This window comes from Hippea maritima DSM 10411, from assembly GCF_000194135.1.
Lineage (GTDB): Bacteria > Campylobacterota_A > Desulfurellia > Desulfurellales > Hippeaceae > Hippea > Hippea maritima.
Map to the genome: position 1 here is coordinate 439,591 of NC_015318.1, position 26,193 is coordinate 465,783.

The following is a 26,193-nucleotide window of genomic DNA, read 5'->3' on the forward strand; positions in this document are numbered from 1 at the left end:
ATGCGTTACTCGGAATCGTTTATATACACGCTAAAAGAGGATCAAAAGGAAGCTGCAATTGTTAGTCATAATTTACTTTTAAGAGGTGGTTTTATACTTAAGCTTGCAAGTGGTATATACAACTATCTTCCTCTTGGTCTTAGAGTAATTAGGAAGGTTTCGGATATTGTAAGGGAAGAGATGAATAAGGCCGGTGCTCAAGAGATACTTATGGCTGCTATTCAGCCGGCTGAGTTGTGGAAGGAATCTGGCAGATGGAATGATTACGGCAAGGAGCTTCTGCGTATAAAGGATAGAGGGGATAGGGATTTTGTTTTTGGTCCGACACATGAGGAGGTTGTTACCGACATTGTCAGGCGTTTTGTGAAAAGCTATAAGCAGATGCCTCTTAATCTGTATCAGATACAGACCAAATTCAGGGATGAGCTGCGCCCAAGATTTGGTTTGATGCGCGGCAGAGAATTCATTATGAAAGACGCATACAGCTTTGATAAGGATGAGGCAGGGATGGATGTAAGCTATGAGAAGATGAATATTGCTTATCACAATATTTTTAGGCGGTGCGGATTGGCTTTCAGAAGCGTTGAGGCTGATACCGGTTCTATAGGTGGCAAGGACTCTGAAGAATTTATGGTTTTAAGCCAAACTGGTGAGGATGAAATAGTAATTTGTGATAGCTGTGAGTATGCCTCTAATGTAGAGAGGGCTACAAGTATTGTAGAAGATGAGCCAGCCCAGGAGATAGAATTGAAAGAGGTTGCAACGCCGGGTAAGCAGACTATTAAGGATGTTTGTGAGTTCTTAGGCTCAGACCCTAAGTTTTCAGCCAAAGCTTTGGTCTATAAGAATGAAAAGGACGAGGTGTTCTGTTTCTTTGTTGAAGGTGATGATGAATTGAACTTAATTAAGGCTATGAGAGCAACGGGCAGCGTTGAACTTGAGATGGTTAGTGATGATGAGCTTAAAAAACTCGGCCTTGAAAAGGGCTACATAGGGCCTGTTAACTTTCCCAATAAGGATGTTAAGGTGCTCTGCGATGAAAGGATAAAGCATAGAAATAACCTTGTTGTTGGTGCTAATGAGCCTAATTACCACCTAATGGGTGCAAAGTTCGGCAGGGATTTTGAATGCGATACGGCCGATTTGAGGGTTGTAAAAGAAGGTGAACTATGTCCGAGATGTAAAAAAGGAACCCTGAAAAAGATTAGAGGTATAGAGGTTGGGCATATATTCAAGCTTGGCCAGAAATACTCAAAGGCTATGAATGCCACCTTTTTAGATGAAAATGGCAGAAGCGTTCCCTATTACATGGGTTGCTATGGTATAGGCATTGGAAGAACAGCTCAGGCTGCGATTGAACAGAACCACGACGAATACGGTATAATCTGGCCTATTTCCATTGCGCCGTTTGAGATAGAGATTGTCTCGCTCGATACGAGGAATAAAGAATTGGTTGAGTTCTGTGATATATTGTATGAGCAAATGAAGAAAGAGGGTTTTGATGTTTTATACGATGATAGGGACGAGCGTGCCGGTATTAAATTGAATGATATGGATTTGATTGGGATACCCATAAGGGTCATAGTGGGTAAAAAGGCTTTCGAGAAGGGAGAGGTTGAGGTTTCCTTGCGTAGAGATAGGCAGAAACAATCTGTTGAGAAAGATGAAGTATTGGAGAAGGTAAAAGAGCTTAGAGATATGCTTTATAGTGAGATTGAGGAGGGAAGAGATGGATAAGAAGCAGATAGAGAAGTTAAAAAATAAACTTGAATATAAAAACGGCAGTGGCTGGAAAGGCGAGTCATATAAGAATGAGGTTTTTGAGTTTTCTGAAAAATATAAAGAGTTTATAGGCTGTTGCAAAACAGAAAGGGAAACAGTTAGATTCGTTGGAGATGAATTTAAAAAAAGGTCAAAGAAAAGTGATTTCTTTATGGTAAACAGGGGTAAGAATGTAGCCCTTGTTAGACTTGGAGATAAATTCGGTATGAAACTGGTGGCAAGCCACATAGATACACCAAGAATAGATCTAAAACAGAATCCTTTGTTTGAGGATGTTGGTATTGCTATGTTCCATACCCACTACTACGGTGGCATAAAGAAATATCAATGGTTTAATATACCTCTTGCTATCCACGGTGTTGTTGTTAAATCGGATGGTGAGATTTTAGAGATTACTGTGGGTGAAGATGATAACGATCCAGTTTTTATTATACCTGACCTTTTACCGCATCTATCCCATAAGATTATGAACGATAAGAAGGTAAAAGATGCATTTGATGCCGAAAAAATGAACCTAATTGTTGGTAGTATACCCTTAGACGATGATGAAAAGGATACGGTTAAGCTCAGCGTACTTAAGATTTTAAATGAAAAATATGGTATAGTTGAGGAGGATTTTATATCTGCTGAACTATCAGTAGTGCCCTCATTTAAGCCCAAAGATGTAGGTTTTGATAAGGGGCTTTTAGCCGCATACGGACATGACGATAGGATATGCGCTTTTTGCTCTAAAGAGGCCTTTTTTAAGTCTCAGGTTAATTCAAAGACAATTGTTGCCCTTATGATAGACAAAGAGGAGATAGGTTCAGATGGTAATACAGGTGCAAAATCAAGGTTCTTATTGGATGTAGTTGTTGAGATACTAAAGAAACAAGGGATTGAACCCAATTTTGAGCATATAGGTGAGTTTTTGAAAAAGTCTGAGGTTCTGAGTGCTGATGTTAACGGTGCTGTTAATCCAATGTATAAAGAAGTTCACGAGAAGGACAATGCAAGTTATATAAACCACGGCGTTGTTTTGACTAAATTCACCGGACATGGTGGTAAATATATGGCAAACGATGCTCACGCTGAATTTGTTGGCAAGATAAGGAGAATATTTAACAATGCTGGGGTTAACTGGCAGATTGGAGAGCTTGGTAAGGTTGATGAGGGTGGAGGAGGAACGATAGCAAAATACTTGGCCGCTTGGAATATGGATGTTGTTGATTGTGGTCCAGCTTTGATATCTATGCACTCTCCATATGAGATAGCATCAAAAAGTGATTTGTTTGAGACATATAAAGCCTACAAGGCTTTCTTTGAAAGTGATTAATGAGCAAGCAAGAACAATTTCTAAAAATAATAGAGGGACTACATAACTGCGCCAACCGCCGTGATGGGTGGAGTCCTATATTAAAAAATATAGCCGAGTTTTTCAATGTAAGCTCTGCTTTCTTTGCCGAAATTATAGATGAGAATGTTATGGAATGTTATTCATCTGAAGAGGAATACAACAACTGTAAAATTCCAAAGATGTCTGTAGCATCAGAGACAATAAAGACTAAAGATAGTATAGTTGTAATGGATTATGAAAATAGTAAATATTCAGATGGCTTTTGGTCTGATAAAGGTGTTAAATGCATAGCCAGTGTTCCGGTTATTTTTTCTGATAGGGTTTTTGGCGCATTACAACTCGTTAGATTTGATGAGTCTAAGAAGTTCTCCGCAAGACAACTTGAGCTTTTAAAGGCCATAGCCAGGGTTATGTCTTTTGCTCTCTATTATCATGCCAAAGCCAAATCGACCGATACTATACTATCCTTGATGCTTAAAGAGTTTGAGTTTTTTTATAACCAGAAGCTTCCAGATTATTTTGATAAAATAGAGCTTGAAAGATGGATTTCATCCTATCTAAAAAACATATTGAATATTACAAAGGCTACAGCTGTGGGGTTTGTCTTTCCTGAGGAAAATATCTATGCTGTTGTTAATAAAACAAACAATAATTCAAAAAATATATTTTATACCGATAACGATGAGGTTAAGGACTGGATTTTATATAAAATGTGGGAAAAATCCATAGGTGATGTTATAGAGGCAAGCCAGCTTGAGGATTATGGCATTACACATTCAAATTTAATGAGAAATTTTCAGATAAAATCGGCACTTTTTGTCCCTGTAAAATACAACGATAGGGTAATTGTGGCTATGGGGTTTGGTTTCAGTGAGCCTATAAATATAGACCACGATTTTAAGCTTGCCCTACAGAATTCCGCAGCTCATCTTGCATTTATGCTTGTTGCCGCAAAAAACCTATCCACGCTCAACAACAAACTCATAGATACTGAGGAGAGTTTTCTTGAATCGTTTATTTTAATGATGGAAGCTAGGGACGTATATACCAAAGGTCATTCAAAGAGAGTAGCTTTATACGCAAAAGCCATAGCAAAAGCTCTTGGATATTCTCAAAAGGACCAGGATTTAATATATTTGGCAGGGATCCTTCACGATATAGGTAAAATTGGGATTCCAGATAACATACTTCTAAAGCCGGGTAAACTGACACCTAACGAGTATAGAATAATAAAAAATCACGCTGAGTTTTCTTATCAGATAATAAAAAACATAAAAAAGTTTGAGGATATAGCTGAGTTCGTCAGGTATCACCATGAAAGGTGCGATGGTAGCGGCTACCCAAAAGGTTTGATGTGCGATGAGATACCAGAGGGTGCAAGGATTTTGGCTATAGCAGATGTATTTGATGCCATAACCTCAACAAGACCTTACAGAAAAAAGCTTTCTGTGGATAGAGCTTTAGATGTATTGATTGAAATGGGGAAGGGGCTTGACCAGAGTATAGTCGCAAAGGTGCTTGAAGTTTTGAGGGAAAGTTACTATCAGATAGAGGATTATCAAGAAAGTAGGGAGTTTGTGCCTGAAGAGATAGAGGAAATAAGAAAGCGTATATTCACAACTGATTATATGACAGGTCTTTTAAGGAGAAAACAATTTATAGAGAAAGCATCAAAGTATATTGATGAACATAGGAAATTCTGGGTTTTTTATTTTGATATAAAAAATTTAAGCTACCTAAACTACAGTTATTCAATGGATATAGGCGATAAGATTATAATACATACGGCTGAAGCGTTAAAATCATTAAAAGAGGTTAAATTATTAGCCAGAGTTGAACCTGATGCTTTTTATTTTGTTTATGAAAGTGATATAGAGCCGGCTGTTTTTGCTGTAGATATAAAAAAGCATGTTAAAGCTTATGTTACAGAGCAGCTGTCCAAAGAAGAATTCTTTATGAGTAGCTGGAGGAGAGTAATAAACTACTATGTTTCGTTCTCTGAATACATACCAGGAAAAACTGTCGAACAGATGATGTATGAATGTAAGCAAAAGAAGAAGGAATTTGAGGAGATGCTCTTATGATAGATAGGGTTATTGAAATTTTTGAAGAGATATCTAATATTCCGCGGTGTTCTAAGAACTGCTTTGCCATATCTTCCTATCTGTGCAGATGGGCTAAAGAAAATGGTTTTGAATGCAGGCAAGATGATGCTTTGAATGTGTTTATAGATGTACCTGCTTCTGCTGGATTCGAGAAAAAGCCTGTTGTAGCCCTTCAGGGACATATGGATATGGTGTGTGTAAAAAGGGAGGATTCGAATCACGATTTTGACGAAGACCCAATAAAGGTTTATAGGAATGGCGATTGGCTAAAAGCAGATGGTACTACGTTGGGAGCCGATAATGGAATAGCTCTGGCTCTGGCTATGGCTATAGCTATGGACAAAAGCCTTGAGCATCCTCCTCTTCAGTTGATATTTACAGCGGATGAGGAGATTGGTTTGATTGGGGCCTCAAAAATAGATAGTAAAATGATTAAAGCCGACGAGCTTGTTAATATAGATTCGGAAACCGAGGGCGTGTTTGTTATAGGGTGTGCAGGTGGTGAGGATAGCGAGCTGTCGATGGATATATACAGAAGGAATGAGAGAAGAGGTGAACCGTTTAAAATAGTGGTCTCAGGCTTGCTTGGCGGTCATTCCGGAATGGAAATAAACAAGAATAGGGCAAATGCAATAAAGGTTATAAATGAGATTTTAAAGGATGTTTTTGATTTTGTTGAGCTTGCCTATCTTCACGGTGGCAGGATGAGAAATGCCATACCAAGCAGCGCTGAGGCCTGGGTTTATGTTAAGGATCTAGATGGTCTAAAGGGTGGGATATCCTTTATGAGTCAGAAATTTAAGAGTCAATACTATCAAGAGGATATAAAAATAGACATAATTGAAGCAAATTTTGATAAGAAACCTATTTCCAAAGCTGATTTTTCGACAATTATAGAGCTTATAGACAAGCTGCCACACGGAGTCTATAGGATGTATGATGATAGAATCCCTATGATATCCGATAACCTCGCAATAGTTGATATGGATGAAAATAAGCTGAGCATAGCTACAAACCAAAGGAGCCTAACAGAGGAAGGACTTGATGAGATTATGGGCATTATAGAGAAGATAGCAGGAGAGTTTAGCTGTTCATTTGATAGACACAGCAGGTACTCATCATGGACCCCCAACAGGGATTCAAGACTATTAAAAAAGGCTATTGGTCTGTGGAGTGAAATGTATAAGCAAAAGCCCATGGTTGAGGTTATACATGCAGGTTTGGAGTGTGGCATAATAGGTTCAAAAAAGAAGGGAATAGATATGATTTCTTTGGGGCCGAATATAGAGAATGCCCATACACCGGATGAGAGGTTGAGCATCTCATCCACCGAAAGGGTTTATAAATTTATTTGTGAGCTTTTGAAGAGATGAGACCGTTTTTTATTGGGTTTGTTGGCCATTCCGGTATGGGTAAGACAACCCTAATAGAGAAGTTGATAAAGCGTTTTTCTCAAGACGGGTATGTTGTTGGTGCCATAAAGCATGATGCCCACGAATTTGAGATCGACTATCCGGGTAAGGACTCATACAGAATGAAACATGCGGGGGCAAAGCGGGTGGTTTTATCCTCGGCGCAGAAGTTTGCCTTGATAGAGGATAGGGATGAGGAAAAGGATTTAGACCAGATAAAGGAGCTTTTTGACGATTGCGATATTGTGTTTGTTGAGGGGTATAAGCTTGGTGATATAGTCAAGATTGAGGTTCACAGAAAAGAAAAGGGAGATAATTTGCTCATCAATCAGGGAGTTGAAAATATAGTCGCCGTTGCATCGGATGAAAAACTCAATTTGCCTGTTAAGTGCTTTGATATAGACGGTATTGATGGCTTGGTTTCTTTTATAAAGACCTTCTTAAAACACAATGAGAATACTTAACATAGAATCGGCCACTAACTTTTCCGGTGGCGTTAATCAGACGATTATAAACTGCCTGGGCTTGAGAGATAGGGGGCATGAGGTTTACCTTGCCTGTGTTTACAATTCCCCTATACATAAAAGATTAAAGAATGAAGGAATAGGCTTTGTATTTATTGATGAAGACAGGGTTCTGTATTCTGCTGGGGTTATTAGAGGTTTTTTAAAGAACAACCGTATCGACATTGTGCATACGCATCATTCTAAAGGTCATGAAATAGGCTTGTGGGCGTTGATGTTTAGGAAAAAGGAGAAACTTGTTGTTCAAAGGAGCGTTCTATTTCCCACAAGAAACCTGTTTAAATACCTAAACCCACGCATAGACCTATTTATTGCGAATTCAAATGCCGTAAAAGATGTTCTGGTCAAGCATTTTGTGAACCCCAGCAAGGTAAGGGTTGTCTATTCTGCTGCAAATGCGGATAGGATTAGAAGAATCGACAGAGAAGAAATTAGAGAAAGGTTTGAATTTAAGGGTTTTGTCTTTGGTGTTGTTGGCAATTATTCCCATTTTAAAGGGCATGATCTATTGCTTGAAGCTTTTTTTAGTCTTGGTGATAACAGCTCCATGCTTGTTTTGATCGGTAAGGATACAGAAAAACTAAAAACTAAGGCCGAGGCTTTGGATATATCGGATAGGGTTAAGATATTGGGTTTTAGGCCTGATGCTGTTGAGATTATGAATGGGTTTGATGCTTTGGTTGTGCCGTCTTTTAAGGAGAGCTTTCCAAATGTTGTTATAGAGGCTTTTCTTCTGGGTATTCCCGTTGTGGGGAGTGCTGTTGGCGGCGTTGTTGAGCTTTTATCTCAAAACAGGGGTGTTTTAGCCCAGCCCAACCCATCCTCTTTGAGGGATGCTCTAAAAAGGGTTATGAATATCGACAGAAAACCTATGATTGATAGGGCTTATAGGTTTGCTTTGGATAACCTTCTAAAGGAGAAAAAGATAGAAAGGCTTGAGACTGTGTATAAGGAGCTTTTAGAATGAGGTTTGTTTATGGTTTTTTAAGGCTTTGGCCTCTTTGCTGTCTGAAAGCTCTGTTTAGGACAGTCGTTTTGCTTGTTTACCTTATCCTGTCAAAGCGCAGGAGGATTACGCAAAACAACATACGGTATGCCATAGGGGGTGATTACAAAAAACTGGCCTTGAGAAGCTATCTGTATTTCGCCGATATGGTTGCCTTTAATGTGAAATACCTTCAGAACAGGGCTTTCATAGAAAAACACTTCAATATAGAGGGCTATGAAAATTATTTAAAGGCAAAGTCTTTAGGGAGAGGGGTTATATTTACTACTGCCCATTTTGGCAACTGGGAGATGCTTGTCTGCGCTTTTGCTGTGCTTAAGGAACCTATAAATATCATGGTAAGACCAATTGATAACAAAAGCGTCGATGAGCTTGTAGAATCTATTCGGTCATCCTGCGAAAATAAGGTGTTATCCTCACGTATGAGTGCTTTTGAGTTCATCAGGATGTTAAAAAAGGGTGAGGTTTTAGGTATTCTGATAGACCAGGCAGGTGGTGATGGTTCTTTTAAGGTGAATTTTTTTGGCAGAAAAGCCAAGGTTAGTGAGAGCGTAGGGGTATTTGCTTGCAAGCTCGGTGTGCCTGTTTTACCTGCTTATTTAAAAGAAGAGAATAATAGCTTTACAATAGTGATCGAGAAGGCTATCCTATGCGATAGGGATAAACCCAAAAGAGAGGCTATTCAGGAGGTTATGGATAGGGTTTATGAGCGGTTTGAGGCATGGATCAAAAGCCAACCACATAAGTATTTCTGGATGCATAACAGGTGGAAGTAATGAAGGCTGTGTTTCTGGATAGGGATGGAACGATCATAGAGGATGTTAATTACTTAAGCAGGCTTAAGGATATAAGGCTTATAGACAAAGCGAAAGAGGCGCTTGAGATATTCAAAGAAAACGGGTTTAAAATTATTGTTGTTTCCAATCAGTCTGGTGTTGGGAGGGGGTATTTTTCCTCAGATTTTGTTAAAGAAGCCAACGATATCATAAATAGGATGGTTGATGGTTTGATTGATGGGTTTTATTTCTGCCCGCATCTGCCTGAGGATAATTGTTCATGCAGAAAACCCAAAACCGGTATGGTCGATGCTGCCATAAGGGATTTTAATCTCTCAAAAGAGGGTTCGTTTGTAATAGGAGATAAAGAAAGTGATGTTGAGTTAGGTATAAATGCAGGCATTGAGCCTGTGCTGATTTTAACTGGCTATGGTAAAAAATATAAAGACTCAACAAAAGCTAACTTAATTTTTGAAAATATTTATGAGGCTGCAAAATGGATTTGCCAAAAGGGTTCTATGGAATAATTGATGAGCGTTTTGGTTGTATTGACTCGGCCAAGAAGCTCATAGATTTTGGCGCTAAAATTATACAATACCGATGTAAAAACAAAACCGATAGACAGATGTTGGAAGAGGCTGAGACGATCAGAAGACTCACGCTGAATGCCGGTGCTGTTTTTATAATAGATGACAGGGTAGATTTGGCACTTCTTGTTGGAGCAGATGGTGTTCATGTTGGGGATAAGGATTTTCCGCCATGCAGAATCAGAAAGCTCGCACCTAAAGGCTTTATTATCGGACTTTCCACACATAGTATTGATGATGTTAGGAATGCCTCATGCTGCGATTACATAGGTGTTGGCCCTGTGTTTGCAACCACAACAAAGGATAAGCCCCATCCCACATTGGGTGTTGAATTGGCTGAGGAGATGGTAAGGCAAAGCCCCTATCCTGCATTTTTGATAGGGGGCATAGCATTGGATAACATAGAAACCATAAAACACATACCGGCGTGGGGTTTTGTTAGTGTAAGGGATGTTTTGGCTAACGATAAAGCTCATTTTGAAAGGATGTTGGAAATATGGAACAGCTGATAGATAGGTTTGGCAGGCGCATAAATTATCTGCGCATATCGGTTACGGATAGGTGTAATTTTAGGTGTATCTATTGTATGCCTAAGGATGGCATAGGCTGGAAGCCAATGAGTGAGATTCTAACCTATGAGGAAATATCTCTTTTTGTGAAGGCCTCAGCCGAGCTTGGTATAAACAAAATAAAGCTTACAGGCGGTGAACCTCTTGTTAGAAAAGGCATAGACAGACTTGTTGATATGCTTAAAAACATAGATGGTATAGACGAGATATCCCTTACAACAAACGGCAGTCTTTTAAAGAAATACGCAAAAGGCCTAAAGGCTGCTGGCCTTGATAGGATAACCATCAGTCTTGATACGCTAAAACCTGACAGGTTCAAACTGATTACACGGCTTGGCAATATAGAGGATGTGCTTGAAGGTTTTGATGTTTTGGAGGAGGTTGGCTTTGAGAATACAAAGATAAACACCGTTGTCATGAGAGGGGTAAATGATGATGAGGTGTTAGATTTGATGGAATTTGCCTTGAACAGGGGCGTTGATATAAGGTTTATAGAGTTTATGCCAACCGATGTTGTTAAGGATTGGCAGCGTTATTTTATAGGGGTGAATAATATAAGGCGTATAATAGAAGCCAGATATACCCTAAAACCGGCTGATAAAAAGAGTAATGGACCATCTGTCTACTATAGTGTCGGTGATGGCTTTGTTGGTTTTATAACACCACTTTCTAAGGCTTTCTGTAGTGTATGTAATAGAATTAGACTAACAAGCGATGGAGTTATTCTTCCATGTTTAGGACATCCAGATAGGATATCCATAAAATCGGCAGCAAGAAGTCGCAATAAGAATGAGATTAAGAGCCTCATAAGGGAAGCCATTAGGATTAAACCCAAAGAGCATGCCTTGTTAAATGAGAGTATTCATTCAAGTATGTCAGCCGTTGGAGGTTAAAGATGGATTTTACTCATTTCAACACTCAAAAAAGGGCTAAGATGGTTGATGTAAGCCATAAGGATTATACATTGCGTATAGCTAAAGCCTATGGTGAGGTGGTTTTATCAAAGGAAGCCTATCTTGCCGTTAAAGAGGGCAGGGTAAAAAAGGGTGATGTTTTGGCTGTTGCCCAGGTTGGTGGTATAATGGGTGCAAAACAAACTCCATATCTGATACCTATGTGCCATCCTTTGACTATAGAAGGTGTAGATATAAGCTTTGAGATGGACGATGAAAATTGCACCATTAAAATATTCTCCGAAGTCAAGATAACCCACAAAACAGGTGTTGAGATGGAGGCTTTGACCGCCGTTAGCATTGCTGCCTTAACCATATACGATATGTGTAAAGCCATAGATAGATCCATCCAGATAAAAAACATCCATCTGCTTTATAAAGAAGGCGGAAAGAGCGGAACATTCGATAGAGTCGCCTTAAAAGATAGACAATAAGCAAATTTTTTTATATAAAATATACCTGTAATAAACTAACAGCAGAGGTGTAAAAATGCGACTTGCTATATTTGTATTTGTTCTGATTTTATGGTCTTTTAATAGTTTTGCATTGACTGTAAGTAATATAGAATGTGGCTTGGGTGTTAAGAGTAGAAAGATTATATCAAGGAAGGATAGTTTTAAAGCTGGAGATAGGATTTATTGTCTTTCAACACTTAAAAATATAGACAAACCCTCCTATATCATTCATAGATGGGTTTTGGATAATAGACACTTCGATGTTAAGCTGAAGGTTAAGCCATTTAAAAGATTTAGAACCTGGTCTTATAAAACGATTTATCCATCAATGATGGGTGTTTGGAAGTTAGAGGTTTTAGATAAAGATGGAAGGCTCCTTAAGGAAAAGATATTTGTTGTGAAATAAGGGGGTGTTATGTTTCTGTTTAAAAAAAGCCGGCCTGAAGAGGGGATTGTATCCTCTGAACTTGTTGATAGACTTATTGATGAGGTATTGATTGATAAAGCAAAAGAACTCCCTGAAGGTTATAAAGAGGTATTGAAAAGTGGCTCTTTTGTAGAAAAGGTAGAAAAGCTTTTGGATATATATTCAACTGATGTTTATTGTTGGCGTTTTTTTAGAGAGAATTTTTTTGTTATTTTTGCTGTAAGCCCCCAGCGAAGATTTTTGTATTTCAATAAAGCATTTGAGGATATTACTGGATGGAATCATAGTGAGTTATTCGACATTGACTCTGCTGCTAAAGTTTTATGGCCGGAAGACCCCCAATCCTGCAGCGTTTGTAAACTCGTTGTTGAGAGTATGCAGAAAAAACAAGTGGTTATAGGAAGAGCTACGATTATGCATAAGGGTGGTGAGAAAATCCCCGTTGCAGTTAATGCTATGCCCATTGTGAAAGACGGGAATGTTTTGTATGTTTATGTGATTTTAAGAGACCTAAGAAAGGAAGAGGCAGAAAAGAAGAGGTATCTTGAGGAGAATATTTCGGTTATAAGGGATATTTTAAATAAAGTTGCAAATGGAGATATAGCAGAAACTATACATATTCCAGAAGATAATGAGCTTAAAAGCTTAGAAAATCCGATTAATGCCATAATAGAAAGTCTGCAGACTATCGTTAGGGGTGTTAAGGAATCAGCTGAGGTTGTTGATGAAATATCTACCAAAACGGCCGAGGGTGTTAAAAAGATAGATAATTGGAATGAAAACATATTCCAAGCATCGCAAAATGAACTCGTTAAATTAGCGAAACAGCTTGGCGAGGCAACCAAGAATATAGAAAATATATTGAATCTAATTAGTGATATAGCAGACCAGACAAACCTGTTGGCCTTAAATGCAGCAATAGAGGCAGCCAGAGCCGGTGAGGCGGGCAGAGGTTTTGCCGTTGTTGCAGATGAAATCAGGAATTTGGCAGAGAGAAGCCAAAGGGCAACTGGTGATATAGCAGAGGCTATAAAAGCGATAGAGAAAAGTTCAAATGATATGATTAAAAAGATAGATTATAGTTCATCGGAGTCAAAACAGCTTATAGAAGCAATATCTTCACTTAAGGATAATATAGATGCTTTAAACGATCACATAAAAGAGTTGCTTGAAAATATATCGATATTCAACATCTAATGAGGGGGTTTTATGGGGGGGATGACTATATCGCAAAAAATATTAGCGGCAAAAAGTGGAAACAGTTCTCTTAGGGCAGGGGATATAGTTTTAGCCGATGTGGATTTGGCCTTTGCAAATGACATTACAGCACCAATATCTATAGACTTTGTCAAAAGGCTTGGAGTTGATGTCTTTGATAGGGGTAAAATAGCTTTGATTCCTGATCATTTTACACCAAACAAAGACATAAACTCGGCCAATCAATGCAAAATAATGCGGGATTTTGTTAAAGAGAGGGATCTACCTTTGTATTGGGAAAGCGGTGAGGTTGGCATAGAGCATGCCCTATTGCCTGAACAGGGGTATATTAAGCCCGGCATGTTGATTGTGGGTGCTGATTCACACACCTGCACCCACGGGGCATTAGGCTCCTTTGCAACGGGTATGGGCTCAACCGATGTTGGTTTTGCCTTTGCGACAGGTAAAAGCTGGTTTAGGGTTCCAGAGAGTATAAAGTTTGTCTATAAAGGAAAAAGAAACAGATGGGTTGTTGGTAAGGATTTAATCTTATATACGATAGGAAAGATAAGCGTTGCAGGAGCCTTGTATAAATCGATGGAGTTTAGCGGTGAGGCCATCCGTGAGCTTTCGATGGAGGATAGGCTTACCATGTGCAATATGGCTGTTGAGGCCGGTGCGAAAAACGGTATTGTAGAGCCTGATGAGATAACTATTAAGTATTTAGAGGAGCGGGGCATAAAGGAAGGAGACTATACGATATTTAGAAGCGATGATGATGCTGAGTACTCCGATATCATTGACATAGACGTTTCACAGATAGAACCGCAGATTGCTTTTCCTCACTTACCATCAAACACTAAGGGGATAAGCCAGATAGAGAGAGATATAAAAATAGACCAGGCCTTTATCGGTTCATGTACAAATGGAAGAATTTCAGACCTAAGAGAAGCAGCAAGGGTCTTGAAGGGCAATAAGGTCGCCAAATATGTAAGGCTTATAATAATTCCTGCAACGGTTGAGGTTTATAAACAGGCATTGAAAGAGGGATTATTTGACATTTTTTTGGAAGCCGGTGCTGTTATTTCAACACCAACTTGTGGTCCATGCCTGGGTGGATATATGGGTATTTTAGCCGACGGTGAGGTGTGCATATCCACATCCAATAGAAACTTTGTAGGTAGGATGGGCTCAAAAAAGGCCTATGTTTATCTATCATCCCCAGCCGTTGCAGCGGCAAGTGCTGTGGCTGGCAAAATTGTTCATCCTGATGAGGTGGTGAAATGAAAATAAAGGGAAGGGTTTGGGTTTATCCTGACAATGTGGATACGGATGTAATTATACCTGCAAGGTATCTAAATACATCAGACCCTGCAGAGCTTGCAAAACACTGCATGGAGGATATTGACGAGAACTTCGCAAAAGAAGTAAAAGAGGGCGATATTATTGTGGCCGGTTATAACTTCGGAAGCGGTTCAAGCAGGGAACATGCACCCATTGCCATTAAGGCAAGCGGCGTATCTTGTGTTATAGCAAAATCGTTTTCAAGAATATTCTATCGCAATGCCTTTAATATAGGCTTGCCCATATTGGAAAGCAATGTTGTCGATGAACTCGAAAAAGGCGATGAGATAGAGGTGGACACAAGCGAAGGCAAGATAATGGTATTAAAAAACGGCAAGGTATTTAAATCCAGCGTTATTCCTGAATTTATGCAACAGCTGATAGAAAGTGGCGGTTTGTTTGGTTATGCCAAAAAATTACTGAATGTTTGAGGTGGGTTATGGATAAGTTTAGAATAGCGGTTGCTGAGGGTGATGGCATTGGGCCTGAGGTTGTTGCAGAGGCCATAAAAGTTTTGGATGAGATAGCATCGAGGTTTAATCATGAGTTTGTTTATGAGAAGGTTTATATTGGCGGTATAGCTGTGGATAAATTTGATGACCCATTACCTGATAGCGAAGTTGAAAAGATACTCTCATGCGATGCATTGTTTTTTGGTGCCGTAGGTGGGCCTAAATGGGATAATTTGCCTCGTCAAAAGAGACCAGAGACTGGAATGCTCAAGATTAGAAAGGCTTTGGGCGATTTTGCCAATTTGAGGCCTGCTAAGGTATTTGATGAACTTGTGGATGCAAGCACGTTAAAACCCGAAGTAGTACAGGGTATCGATATTCTGGTGGTTAGAGAGCTTATAGGTGGTATATACTTTGGCCAACCTAAAGGTATAGTTGAAGAGGATGGTATTAAAAAGGGTATAAACACTATGGTTTATACGGAGCCTGAGATAGAGCGTATCGTTAGACTTGCCTTTGAGCTTGCCATGCAGAGAAGAAAGAAGCTTACAAGCGTAGATAAGGCCAATGTACTTGATGTAAGTCAGCTGTGGCGCGATGTAGTAGATAGAGTAGCTAAGGATTATCCTGAGGTTGAGTATAACCACCTGCTTGTTGACAATGCAGCTATGCAGCTTGTAAGAAATCCAAAACAATTCGATGTTATTGTAACGGGCAATATATTTGGCGATATTCTATCAGATGAGGCCAGTATGTTAACTGGCTCAATCGGTATGCTTCCGTCTGCATCAATTGGCGGCAATGTAGGTATGTTTGAGCCTATACACGGCTCGGCCCCTGATATTGCAGGTTTGGGTATAGCAAATCCTATAGCCCAAATAGAATCTGCAGCAATGATGCTTAAATATGATTTTAAGCTTGATAAAGAAGCAGAAATCATTGAAAAGGCCGTGGACATGGTGCTTAAAATGGGTTATAGAACCCCAGATATAATGAGTGAGGGTAAAAGAAAGGTTAATACCCAGCAGATGGGTGATTTGATAGCAAAAACTATAGGCGATGTGGAATGAAAATTGGTATTATATCAGATAGCCACGACAACATAGAGGCCATAGATAGGGCTGTTGAGCTTTTAAATAAAGAGTACGTTCAGCTTACTATCCATTTAGGGGATATTGTTTCGCCATTTTGCTTTGATTATTTTAGAAGGCTTAAGAGCGATTTTATTGGAATTTTCGGTAATAACGATGGTGAAGTGTTGTTTTTACAACAAAAAAGCGAGGGTAAGCTCTTCAAACCCCCTTATGAGATTGAGATTGAAGGTAAAGATTTTATCTTGATGCATGAGCCATTTGGCATTAATAAACTTGCAAACGAGTATGATTATGTGCTTTATGGGCACCTTCATAGAATAGATATAAGACAGACGCAGAAAGGTATGATAATAAACCCTGGGGAGTTATGCGGATGCCTAACCAAGAGAAGAACAATGGCGATTTTAGACACTGCGAAAAACACGGTGAAGCTAATGGATGTCTAAGCTTTAAAAAGGCTATTTTTGAGGGCAGCTATGAGGATGCAAGGCTCCTTGGGCTGCCCCAGATTGCCTTTGCTGGTAGGAGTAATGTTGGTAAATCCTCACTTATTAACGCTATTTTGAGCAGAAAAATAGCCTATGTAAGTAAAAATCCAGGTAAAACCGTAATGATAAACGCTATAAAGGTTAATGATAGGTTTTATTTTATTGATTTGCCAGGATATGGTTACGCCAGACGTTCAAAGCAGATGCGCAACAAGTGGAGAAAAACAATTGAAGACTATTTAAAAAATTCGAACCTTCTTTATCATGTGTTTGTTTTAGTAGACTCGAGGCATCTTCCTATGGATAACGATATTATGTTTCTTGACTGGCTTAGGTTTTATAAAAAAACATTTAGCGTGGTTTTTACCAAGACCGACAAATCTACCCAAAAGGATATCTCAGCCAATATATCCTATCTAAAGAAGCAAATTGGGAATTTTAGTTATTTTCTCACATCCTCAAAGAAAAAAAGAGACATAGATAAACTCTGTGATTTTATAGCCGAAAGGGTGGAGGAATTCCCTTAAAGTATGTAACGGCTTAGGTCTCTATCCTCTACAATACTTGAGAGTTTTTCCCCTACATATTTGGCATCTATTGTTATCTCTTTGGGCTCTATATCAGGCGCTTCAAATGAGATGTCTTCTAATAGCTTCTCAAGTAGTGTGTGAAGCCTCCTTGCCCCTATATTTTCTGTTTCTTTGTTTATTTTTTCAGCAATTTCTGCAATCTTTTCTATTGCATCATCACTAAACTTTATCTCTATACCCTCTGTTTCAAGTAGGGCCTTATACTGTTTTATCAATGCGTTTTTTGGTTCCCTAAGTATTCTTATAAAGTCGCCCTTCGTCAATGGTCTTAATTCTACCCTTATAGGAAATCTTCCCTGAAGCTCAGGTATCATATCGCTGGGTTTTACTTGGTGAAATGCACCAGCTGCAATGAATAATATGTGGTCTGTTTTTATGATTCCGTAACGCGTATTGACACTTGAACCTTCGACTATGGGTAGTAAATCACGCTGAACACCCTCTCTTGAGACATCGGGGCCTGAAGTTGATGATGATTTACTTATTATTTTATCTATCTCATCTATAAAAACTATTCCATCATTTGATGCTTTTTCTATGGCTTTTTCTTTAACCTTATCTTTATCTATTAGTTTTTGAGCTTCTTCATCTTTGAGTATCTTTAGAGCTTCTTTTACCGTCACTTTCCTGGTTTTTTTTCTTCCTGGCAATAGATTATCCAGCATGTCTTTTAGGTTGGAATCCAACTCATCAATGGGCGCTGCGGCTACTTCAATGAATGGAACCATCTGTTCGGGTTTCTGTGGGTTTATCGTTATCTCTATGATCTTTTCGTTCAACTCACCGCTTTTTAATTTCTCTCTGAATTTTTCTCTTGTCCTTGAAACTCTTTCTTCTTCTTCTGTATCGTAAATGGAGCGTTTCTTTACTGGTGGCACTAAAATATCCAAGACCCTTTCTTCTGCCTCTTTCTCGGCTTTGTCTTCAACCTTTTTTAGTTCTTGTTGTTTAACCATTTCATAGCTTATGCGTGCTAAATCTCTTATTATAGACTCAACATCCCTTCCAACATATCCTACTTCTGTAAACTTGCTCGCTTCAACCTTCACAAACGGAGCATTTGTTATCTTTGCTATTCTTCTTGCTATTTCGGTTTTTCCTACGCCCGTTGGACCTATCATGAGTATATTTTTTGGCATTATCTCTTCTTTTATATCGCCTGAGACTTTGTGTCTTCTATAGCGAGTTCTTAGTGCTATTGCTATGGCTTTTTTGGCTTCCTTTTGTCCAACTATGTATTTATCTAAAAGCTCGACTATCTTTTTGGGCGTAAGTTTATGTTCCATGGGCTTAATCTCCTAATGTCTCTATGGTAATATTGTTGTTTGTATATATGCAAATTTCTGAGGCTATTTTTAATGATTCTTTTGCTATTGTTTCTGCATTGAGGGATGTAAATCTGATCATGGCTTTTGCGGCTGATAAAGCGTAGTTGCCACCTGAGCCTATAGCGCATACATCCTCATCAGGTGATAGGACATCACCATTACCTGATATCAAGTAAATGCTATCTTTGTCTGCTGCAATGAGCATAGCTTCAAGTCTTCTTAGTATTTTATCCGTGCGCCACTCTTTGGCAAGCTCAACAGCTGCTCGTGTTAGATTACCTGCATATTCATTGAGTTTATCTTCCAATTTTTCAAAAAGTGTGAAAGCGTCGGCCGTTGCCCCAGCAAAGCCAACAGCCACCTTATCGTTGTATAGTTTTCTTATTTTTTTTGCATTGGATTTTATTACAGTGCTACCCAATGTTACCTGCCCATCGCCACCGATGGCAACCTGGTTATCTTTTTTTACGCATATAATTGTCGTGCCTTTAAATTGTTCCATTTATGCGCTCTTCTTGCTTTTTATTAGTTTTGGTTGTTTTCCGTAAAGTACCACATTTTCGTCTATTATACACTCTTTTACATCTTTCATGGAAGGTATCTTAAACATTAAATCTACCATTATTTCTTCCATAATACTGCGTAACCCTCTAGCCCCGACCTTTCTTTCGATGGCCTTTCTGGCTATTGCCCTTAGTGCATCATCAGTAATGGTTAATTTTACGTTATCCATACTGAACATTTTGGAATATTGTTTTACAAGGGCATTCTTGGGCTCTGTGAGTATTCTAACAAGTTCTTCTTCATTTAATTCGTTAAGCGTTGCGACCACGTGAAGCCTTCCGATAAGCTCAGGAATCAAGCCGTATCTCATTAAATCCTCTGGTGTAGCCTGCTTTAGTAGGTTGTATTTCTCTTTTTTATCTATGTTTACCGGATTTGTGAATCCTATGGCCTTTTTGTTTATGCGCCTTGCTATGATGTTTTCGAGCCCTTCAAATGCTCCTCCGCATATAAACAGTATATTTGTTGTGTCTATCTGGATAAACTCCTGCTGAGGATGCTTCCTTCCACCATACGGAGGTACATTAACGATACTCCCTTCTATGAGCTTTAATAATGCTTGCTGAACGCCTTCACCTGAGACGTCCCTTGTTATTGAAGGGTTTTCGCTTTTTCTTGAGATTTTATCTATCTCGTCTATATAGACTATACCTTTCTGAGCCAAGGCCACATTGTAATCTGTTGCTTGGAGCAATCTTACGAGTATGTTTTCAACATCTTCGCCCACATAACCAGCCTCTGTTAGGCTTGTTGCATCGGCTATTGCAAATGGTACGTTAAGTATTTTTGCAAGGGTTTTTGCTATAAGCGTTTTACCTGTTCCAGTTGGACCGATTAGAAGTATATTGCTTTTTTCAAGTTCTACATCGTCTTTTCTCTTTAGGGTTTGAGAATTTATACGTTTGTAGTGGTTGTATGCAGCTACAGCTAAAACCTTCTTTGCATCATCCTGCGATACTATATACTCATCGAGTCTTTTCTTTATCTCTTCAGGTGTAAGGGATGTTAACTTATCGTCTTTCTTTTTGTTTAATTCATCATCCTCTGCTAAGATATCTTCACACAACGCTACACACTCATCGCATATATAAACACCGGGACCTGCAATGAGTTTTCTGACCTCATCCTGGGTTCTGCCGCAAAATGAACATCTTAGAGGACCCCTTGGTAGGTCATTACCGTCCATTGGTTTCATTCTTTTTCTCCTCTTCTTCTCTTGAATAGATGATTTTGTCAATGATGCCGTAAGCTAGTGCTTCCTTTGTATCCATAAAGTAATCCCTTTCGGTGTCTTTTTCAATGGTTTTTAACCTTTTTCCTGTATGTTTTGCTAATATTTCGTTAAGTAATTTTTTTAACCTTAAAATCTCCTTTGCGTGTATTTCAATTTCTGTTGCTTGTCCCGAAATGCCACCAAGAGGTTGGTGTATCATTATGCGAGAGTGTGGTAGAGAGTACCTTTTACCTTTGGTTCCACTTGCTAAAAGTAGAGCGCCCATAGACGCAGCAGAACCGATACAGATTGTTGTTACATCACATTTTATGTATTGCATTGTATCGTAAATAGCAAGACCAGCTGTTACGCTACCTCCGGGTGAGTTTATGTAAAGGAAGATGTCCTTTTCTGGATCCTCCGATTCTAAGAATAATAATTGACTTACAATTACATTGGATACATCGTCGTTTATTTCTCCGTTTAACATGATTATTCTGTCTTTTAGGAGTCTTGAGTATATGTCATAAGCCCTTTCACCTTGAGGTGTTTTTTCTATGACTATTGGTACTAAATTCATTCTTTGTCCTCTTTGGTTTCATTTTCTTTTGCCTCTTTTTGGGCCTCTTGATTTTCTTCTATTATTTTTGCGTTTTTATGTAGCAAATCCAGCGCTTTATCGCCTAATATTTCCATCTGTATTACAGGTAAAACGCCCTTTTCCTGATATTCTTTGTAAACGTCTTCAAAATTCATCCTTCTTGCATTTGCATCTTGAGCTATAACCTGATTTATTTCTTCATTAGAAACATCCAATCTTTCTTTCTTTGCTATCTCAAGTAGTATAAAGGTTGATTTCACCCTCTTTTTTGCCTCTGGCTCAAATCTTTCCCTTAGCTTTTGGGGTTTAAATTCTTCAGAGCTTACATCCGCGCCTCTGTAATACATCTCTTTTACGTATTCCATTATCATCTGATTTGCCTCTTGATTTACAAGGCTTTCTGGCAAATCAAAATCATACTCATCGAGCAGTTTTTTAAGTAACTCGTCTTTTTGTCTTTCTATCTCCTCCCTTTCTTTGTTTTCTTTGAGTTTGTTTCTTATATCTTCTTTTAGGTCGTCAACATTTTTAAATTCTTTATTTATCTTTTTTGCAAACTCATCGTCTATTTCAGGAAGTTTTTTCTGCTTTAAAGATTTGAGTGTTACCTCAAAAACGACATCTTTGCCTTTAAGCGCTCTTAGAGGGTAATCTTTATCGAACGATGCCTCTATCTTTTTGGTTTCGCCAACTTTCATACCTTTTAACTGGCTTTCTATTTCTTCTATGAGCTGCTTTTTGCCAAGTTCAACAGGCAAATTTTCACCGCCAAATTCGTTTATTGGGTAGTTAGTTTTTTGGGTAAAAGTTTTGAGGTCTATAATACCTATATCACCTTCTTCAAATGTGTCGCCATCTTTATCCTCTAATGTTGCGAATGCTTCTCTTAGCTGATTTAGTACGTCGTTTATTGATTCCTCTGTTATTTCTATTGGTTTTGCAGTAATCTCAATGCCTTTGTATTCTTTTAGTTCAAATTGGGGTTTTACATCAACCATAGCGGTGAAACTTAACCCCTTATCTTCATCGTAAACAACCTCTGTGAATACCGGATCAGAAACTGCATCTATTTTATTGTCTTCTATGGCAAATTCGTAACTTTCTGCCATCAACTCTCTTTTTATGTTATCCTCTATATCTTGTTTATAGCTCCTTAAGATGATTTCTTTTGGAACTTTACCTTTTCTGAAACCTTTAATTTTTACAGTCTTTCTTAGATCGTTTACAATCTCGTCTTTTTTCTCTTTAATCCTTTCTGGTTCTACCTTTATGTGAAGTTTTTTTCTTGAAGGTTTAACATCTTCAACTGCTACTTCCACCATACTTCCTCCTACCGTTTTAGTTAGCAGAATATACCAAAAGCCAACCAATTTTTCAATTTTATTGTTGCTGAAGCTTAGTTTTTTGGTTGAATTTATCTTTAAACTCTATTTGGTGGCCACACCAAAAGTGTTTATTGTTCTGTTTTTGTGGCTTGCGTAATGGGTTTTTGTAAAAAAATAATATAACACAATAAAGATATTGACTTTTTCGAAAAGTTGTGTATAAATTTCAGCGGTTGCCGAGATAGCTCAGTCGGTAGAGCAAGGGACTGAAAATCCCTGTGTCCGTGGTTCGATTCCACGTCTCGGCACCATTAAAAGACTTATTATTATGCCGATTCTGACAACTGTTGGAATCGGCTTTTTTTATAGATACGTTATTTATTGCTTTGGGTGTAATTTTATTAGGCTTAGGGATCATAACCATATAGTTTAAATTTTATTAGTCTCGGCTAAAGCGGCAGCAATGCAATAAACCTCTCAAAAAGCCTACTAACTCAACTTATTACTTTAACTATGCCATTTATTTGAAAAAGTCAAAAGAAAATAGATCTAAATATATAGAGGATGCATTATTGCCATACTTTGAGAGCGCAAGAATAGCAGTCAAAGGGGCTTTGTAGGAAAGCAAGTATGAAAGGTATAAATTCTGTAAAAAATCGGGTAAAATTATTTAAGTGGTAGTTGGAAATAGGGGGTGTTTTATGGCCTATACGTTGATAACCGGCGCAACCGATGGTGTAGGATTAAGGGCTACCTTTGAGCTTGCAAGAAGGGGTGAAAACTTAATAATACATGGCAGAGATGAGTTCAAGCTAAAGAAGACAGTTGAAGAATTAAAAAAGATGAATCCATCTGTTGATGTTAAAACTGTTTTGTGTGATTTTTCCGATCTTGTACAGGTAAAAGAGACATTTAGTAAAATAAAAAATGAAAACATAAGGGTTTTAATAAACAATGCAGGTTGTTTTGATTCAAAGGGCATTATAACAAAGGATGGCTTTGGCCTTACTTATCAGGTAAACCATTTATCCCATTTTCTTCTAACTCATATCTTGCTTCAATCTCTGATTAAGAACTCTCCTTCTAAAGTTATTGTTATCTCTTCAATGGCTCATGCATCGAGTGTAGATTTTAAGGCTTTAGAGCAGAAGAGATTTGGTTATTCATATTCAGCATATTCGTGCTCAAAGTTATGCAATATTCTTTTTGCCTTCAAGTTTTCTAAGATGTTAAAAGATAAAGGCGTTTCTGTAAATTGCCTGCATCCTGGTGTAATAAACACCAAGCTTTTAATGGAAGGATGGGGAGCATGTGGGGCTGATATCTCAAAAGCCCATCAGATGTTAATGTATGCTTATGACTTACCCGAAGATATAAATGGCGAATATCTAAAGGATTTTAGTGTCTCTAAAGCTACTGATTTTGCTTATAATGAGAAAAATCAGGATGAATGCTATAGGATTAGCATGAAGCATTTAGAAGCTTACCTCAATCTTACGAATGCGAACCCGTAATGCTCTTGCATTTTAATTTTATTGTTCTGTTTTTCTATTAGAAAAATGGATGATTGCACAGGTATAACCATTCTGCCACCTTCTTTTAATGCGTTCAGGAGTTCTTCTGGAAGCCTTTCTGCTGCTGCTGAGACTAAAATCCTATCGAATTTACTCTTTGTAGGTGGCAACTTATCTGCGTTGTAGATTTCTATATTATTGAAGTCATATTTTCTTAGATTGCTTTTGCAAAACTCTACGAGTTTTTTGTCTATTTCCACTCCTACCACCTTGCCTTTTTTTGCAATCTTAGCAAGTAGAGCCGTAGTATAGCAACTTCCACACCCAACATCTAAGATATGACTATCTTCTTTTGGTTGCAATAGTTCTAACATGAAGGCTACAGTATAGGGTTGTGATATGGTTTGAGAGTTTCCTATAGGAAGGGGATAGTTTTGGTAAGCTTCTCTTTTGTATCCCTCTCTTACAAAATCAGTCCTGTCTATTGACCTGAATGCCTCTATTATTGCCGGTGTTTTAAGAATGCCTATGGATTTTTCGAGGTAATCTATAAGTTCATCATTTGTCTTCATATAATTAAGTTTAGCTTAAAAATTCATATGGTCAACGTTGATGTTTTGCAAAAACTGCATTATTATTGATTGTATTACAGATAAAGGAGGATATAAGATGAAAAGGGTAAAGATAGTGGCAACAGTTGGACCTTCTACTGACTCAGAAGAGGCTATAGAGGAGTTGATAAAGGCCGGGGTTGATGTTTTTAGACTGAATTTTTCTCATGGCGATCACGACACCCATAAGAAAACTATAGAGGCAATAAGAAAATGCTCAAAAAAGCTATCGAAACCCACTGCAATTTTGCAGGATATAAGCGGTCCGAAGATTCGTATAGGACAGATAAATGGGGTATTGGAGTTGAAGAAAGGGGATATATTGATACTTGCAAAGAAAAAGTTGAACAATGATAGATATACTGTATCTGTGAGTCATCCAGAGATTGTTGATTTTATAAAAGAGGGGGAGAGCGTATTTTTTGCAGACGGCAGTATAAGAACCACGGCTTTGAAAAAATACAGAGACTACATTGAGCTTGTTGTTGAAAACGAGGGTGTTTTATCATCAAGAAAAGGTTTAAATCTACCCAATTCCAATATAAAAATATCGGCTATTACCCCAAAAGATGAAAGGGATTTGGAATTTGGAGCAAAAGAGGGCGTTGACGTTGTTGCTGTCTCCTTCGTGAATTCAAAAGAAGATATACTAAAGGCCAAAGAAATACTAAAATCCTATAGAGCAAGTCCAAAGATTGTTGCCAAGATAGAGACGAAAAAGGGAGTTGAAAATATTGGAGAGATTCTAAGCGAGAGTGACGGATTGATGGTGGCGAGAGGGGATTTAGGTATAGAGGTTGGTCTTGAGAAGGTTCCTGTAATCCAAAAAAGGCTAATAAAAAAAGCAAATGCCCATGCAAAACCTGTGATAGTGGCAACCCAGATGCTTTTGAGTATGGTAAACTCACCTTATCCGACAAGGGCTGAGGTTAGTGATATAGCCAATGCTCTTTTGGATGGTGCTGATGCTGTTATGTTAAGCGATGAAACAACAATTGGTAAGTATCCCATAAAGGCTGTTGAGACACTTGTTAGGGTTATATTAGAAACTCAAGGGATATACCTGTATTATAAAAAATACGATGCTTACAATGATGACGCTATAGCTGCAAGTGTTGCTGATTTGTGCAAGGGGATGAGTCCAAGGGCTATAATTAGTTTCACAGCATCCGGCACAACGGCGAAAAATATAGCAAAATATAGACCTGATGTGCCCATATATGCCATTACAAATTCCGAGGATGTTTTGAGGTGGTTATCGCTTGTATGGGGTGTTGAACCTTTTTGTGTAATGAAGGGTGTGAAAGACCCTGAGACCTATATAGAGAAGCTAAAAGAGATAATAACTCAAAAAAATATGTTTGAAAAAGGAGATAAACTTATACTAACAATGGGTAGCATTATTGGAAGGGAAGGCTCAACCAATATGATTAGGATTTTTGAGGTCTAATTATTATTTAAGAAAAGTTTATATGCATAAAACCCTTTGATATAACAACTGGAATAATGCAGACTGACTCTTTCTGAGAATAAGGTAAAGTTGATAGGGAATAGGGTAAGAGGCTTTCGTCATAATTCCCTTCTTGCAAAAGTTTTCCTTAAAGTAAGTCATAATGGAAAACTTTGCACCGAGATTGATGACTTAACCTTTGAATGTAATTTATTAGGTCTAATAACATATAGATTATCTCTATTAGTCTCGGTTAAAGCGGGAGCGAACAAAGATTATGAATTATGAGTTTTGAATCGCTATCGACTAACGACCCTCAATCCAAAGGCTAATCCATAATCCAAAATTTCTAAAGGCATTCCCTTCAACCGAAGCCGTTTCATTAATCCTTTTACTAATAGAACAAGGCGAAGCAAACCGAACGTGTTGCTCTTCCAAAGTTAACGGCTCGGTAAAAGCGAGAGTAATTCAACTTATTCCTTTAACTACG

The 26,193-nt window shown here is 38.3% G+C and carries 25 protein-coding genes, 1 tRNA gene and 2 pseudogenes; 22 read left to right on the top strand and 6 right to left on the bottom strand.

The features are described from left to right. From HIPMA_RS02260 to yihA, 19 genes and pseudogenes are all read left to right on the top strand, one after another. A complete protein-coding gene (locus tag HIPMA_RS02260) occupies window positions 1-1,737 on the top strand; it encodes a proline--tRNA ligase (protein WP_013681450.1) in 1,737 nt (578 codons plus the stop codon). After that, on the top strand, window positions 1,730-3,097 hold the full coding sequence (locus tag HIPMA_RS02265) for an aminopeptidase (protein ID WP_013681451.1): 1,368 nt from the start codon (window positions 1,730-1,732) through the stop codon (window positions 3,095-3,097). Before HIPMA_RS02260 ends, HIPMA_RS02265 begins: the two co-directional genes overlap by 8 nt. Then, entirely contained in the window at window positions 3,097-5,202 is a 2,106-nt protein-coding gene (locus HIPMA_RS09050; protein WP_013681452.1) for an HD domain-containing phosphohydrolase, read from the top strand. Before HIPMA_RS02265 ends, HIPMA_RS09050 begins: the two co-directional genes overlap by 1 nt. Continuing rightward, window positions 5,199-6,596: a beta-Ala-His dipeptidase gene (pepD, locus tag HIPMA_RS02275; RefSeq protein WP_013681453.1), complete on the top strand. Its 1,398-nt coding sequence runs from the start codon at window positions 5,199-5,201 to the stop codon at window positions 6,594-6,596. Before HIPMA_RS09050 ends, pepD begins: the two co-directional genes overlap by 4 nt. Next, window positions 6,593-7,099 carry a molybdopterin-guanine dinucleotide biosynthesis protein B gene (mobB, locus tag HIPMA_RS02280; RefSeq protein ID WP_013681454.1) on the top strand — a complete coding sequence of 169 codons (507 nt, stop codon included), beginning with the start codon at window positions 6,593-6,595 and terminating at the stop codon, window positions 7,097-7,099. Before pepD ends, mobB begins: the two co-directional genes overlap by 4 nt. Then, window positions 7,086-8,126, top strand: a complete 1,041-nt coding sequence (locus HIPMA_RS02285; protein WP_013681455.1) for a glycosyltransferase — start codon at window positions 7,086-7,088, stop codon at window positions 8,124-8,126. The genes mobB and HIPMA_RS02285 overlap by 14 nt, the downstream gene beginning before the upstream one ends. Beyond that, entirely contained in the window at window positions 8,123-8,941 is an 819-nt protein-coding gene (locus HIPMA_RS02290; RefSeq protein WP_013681456.1) for a lysophospholipid acyltransferase family protein, read from the top strand. Before HIPMA_RS02285 ends, HIPMA_RS02290 begins: the two co-directional genes overlap by 4 nt. After that, a complete protein-coding gene (locus HIPMA_RS02295; RefSeq protein ID WP_013681457.1) occupies window positions 8,941-9,468 on the top strand; it encodes a D-glycero-alpha-D-manno-heptose-1,7-bisphosphate 7-phosphatase in 528 nt (175 codons plus the stop codon). The genes HIPMA_RS02290 and HIPMA_RS02295 overlap by 1 nt, the downstream gene beginning before the upstream one ends. After that, window positions 9,438-10,037 carry a thiamine phosphate synthase gene (thiE, locus tag HIPMA_RS02300; RefSeq protein ID WP_013681458.1) on the top strand — a complete coding sequence of 200 codons (600 nt, stop codon included), beginning with the start codon at window positions 9,438-9,440 and terminating at the stop codon, window positions 10,035-10,037. Before HIPMA_RS02295 ends, thiE begins: the two co-directional genes overlap by 31 nt. Continuing rightward, complete coding sequence (gene moaA, locus HIPMA_RS02305) at window positions 10,025-10,990, top strand: GTP 3',8-cyclase MoaA (RefSeq protein ID WP_013681459.1); 966 nt, start codon at window positions 10,025-10,027, stop codon at window positions 10,988-10,990. The genes thiE and moaA overlap by 13 nt, the downstream gene beginning before the upstream one ends. Window positions 10,991-10,992: 2 nt before the next feature. Beyond that, window positions 10,993-11,484 carry a cyclic pyranopterin monophosphate synthase MoaC gene (gene moaC / locus HIPMA_RS02310; RefSeq protein ID WP_013681460.1) on the top strand — a complete coding sequence of 164 codons (492 nt, stop codon included), beginning with the start codon at window positions 10,993-10,995 and terminating at the stop codon, window positions 11,482-11,484. Between the two features lie 55 nt (window positions 11,485-11,539). Further along, window positions 11,540-11,911, top strand: coding sequence for a DUF2914 domain-containing protein (locus HIPMA_RS02315; protein WP_013681461.1), 372 nt, complete (start codon window positions 11,540-11,542; stop codon window positions 11,909-11,911). 9 nt (window positions 11,912-11,920) lie between these two features. Then, window positions 11,921-12,445: pseudogene (locus HIPMA_RS09890) on the top strand (PAS domain S-box protein); the annotation flags it as partial. 345 nt (window positions 12,446-12,790) lie between these two features. After that, window positions 12,791-13,129 (top strand): annotated as a pseudogene (locus tag HIPMA_RS09895) (methyl-accepting chemotaxis protein); the annotation flags it as partial. A 12-nt stretch (window positions 13,130-13,141) separates the two neighbouring features. Then, complete coding sequence (gene leuC / locus HIPMA_RS02325) at window positions 13,142-14,416, top strand: 3-isopropylmalate dehydratase large subunit (RefSeq protein WP_013681463.1); 1,275 nt, start codon at window positions 13,142-13,144, stop codon at window positions 14,414-14,416. After that, on the top strand, window positions 14,413-14,904 hold the full coding sequence (leuD, locus tag HIPMA_RS02330; protein WP_013681464.1) for a 3-isopropylmalate dehydratase small subunit: 492 nt from the start codon (window positions 14,413-14,415) through the stop codon (window positions 14,902-14,904). The genes leuC and leuD overlap by 4 nt, the downstream gene beginning before the upstream one ends. Before the next feature lie 8 nt (window positions 14,905-14,912). Next, the gene (gene leuB, locus HIPMA_RS02335) at window positions 14,913-15,995 is read left to right on the top strand and encodes a 3-isopropylmalate dehydrogenase (RefSeq protein ID WP_013681465.1); all 1,083 of its coding nucleotides are present in this window, start codon (window positions 14,913-14,915) and stop codon (window positions 15,993-15,995) included. Then, entirely contained in the window at window positions 15,992-16,465 is a 474-nt protein-coding gene (locus tag HIPMA_RS02340) for a metallophosphoesterase (protein WP_013681466.1), read from the top strand. Before leuB ends, HIPMA_RS02340 begins: the two co-directional genes overlap by 4 nt. Continuing rightward, on the top strand, window positions 16,393-17,034 hold the full coding sequence (gene yihA, locus HIPMA_RS02345) for a ribosome biogenesis GTP-binding protein YihA/YsxC (protein WP_013681467.1): 642 nt from the start codon (window positions 16,393-16,395) through the stop codon (window positions 17,032-17,034). The genes HIPMA_RS02340 and yihA overlap by 73 nt, the downstream gene beginning before the upstream one ends. Here the strand turns inward: yihA and hslU are convergent. From hslU to tig, 5 genes are read right to left on the bottom strand one after another with little or no spacing between them, the layout of a single operon-like run. Next, complete coding sequence (gene hslU / locus HIPMA_RS02350) at window positions 17,031-18,383, bottom strand: ATP-dependent protease ATPase subunit HslU (RefSeq protein WP_013681468.1); 1,353 nt, start codon at window positions 18,381-18,383, stop codon at window positions 17,031-17,033. The two genes, yihA and hslU, sit on opposite strands and share 4 nt — an antisense overlap. Before the next feature lie 4 nt (window positions 18,384-18,387). Then, complete coding sequence (gene hslV, locus HIPMA_RS02355; protein WP_013681469.1) at window positions 18,388-18,927, bottom strand: ATP-dependent protease subunit HslV; 540 nt, start codon at window positions 18,925-18,927, stop codon at window positions 18,388-18,390. Next, complete coding sequence (clpX, locus tag HIPMA_RS02360) at window positions 18,928-20,175, bottom strand: ATP-dependent Clp protease ATP-binding subunit ClpX (RefSeq protein ID WP_041324206.1); 1,248 nt, start codon at window positions 20,173-20,175, stop codon at window positions 18,928-18,930. Further along, window positions 20,165-20,782 (bottom strand): ATP-dependent Clp endopeptidase proteolytic subunit ClpP, encoded by a 618-nt coding sequence (gene clpP / locus HIPMA_RS02365; RefSeq protein WP_013681471.1) that lies wholly within the window; start codon window positions 20,780-20,782, stop codon window positions 20,165-20,167. The genes clpX and clpP overlap by 11 nt, the downstream gene beginning before the upstream one ends. Further along, window positions 20,779-22,125 (bottom strand): trigger factor, encoded by a 1,347-nt coding sequence (gene tig / locus HIPMA_RS02370; RefSeq protein ID WP_013681472.1) that lies wholly within the window; start codon window positions 22,123-22,125, stop codon window positions 20,779-20,781. Before tig ends, clpP begins: the two co-directional genes overlap by 4 nt. 238 nt (window positions 22,126-22,363) lie before the next feature. On the opposite strand from tig, the gene HIPMA_RS02375 reads away from it, so the two are divergent. Together HIPMA_RS02375 and HIPMA_RS02380 are read left to right on the top strand one after the other, a co-directional pair. Beyond that, window positions 22,364-22,439 (top strand) — tRNA-Phe (locus tag HIPMA_RS02375). Window positions 22,440-22,829: 390 nt separating this feature from the next. Then, window positions 22,830-23,642 carry an SDR family NAD(P)-dependent oxidoreductase gene (locus HIPMA_RS02380; protein WP_013681473.1) on the top strand — a complete coding sequence of 271 codons (813 nt, stop codon included), beginning with the start codon at window positions 22,830-22,832 and terminating at the stop codon, window positions 23,640-23,642. Here HIPMA_RS02380 and pcm read toward each other — a convergent pair. Continuing rightward, window positions 23,612-24,214, bottom strand: coding sequence for a protein-L-isoaspartate O-methyltransferase (pcm, locus tag HIPMA_RS02385; RefSeq protein ID WP_013681474.1), 603 nt, complete (start codon window positions 24,212-24,214; stop codon window positions 23,612-23,614). The genes HIPMA_RS02380 and pcm overlap by 31 nt on opposite strands. A gap of 97 nt (window positions 24,215-24,311) precedes the next feature. Here pcm and pyk point away from each other — a divergent pair, with 97 nt between their 5' ends. Beyond that, window positions 24,312-25,703: a pyruvate kinase gene (gene pyk / locus HIPMA_RS02390; protein WP_013681475.1), complete on the top strand. Its 1,392-nt coding sequence runs from the start codon at window positions 24,312-24,314 to the stop codon at window positions 25,701-25,703. The last annotated feature ends 490 nt before the right edge of the window (window positions 25,704-26,193 follow it).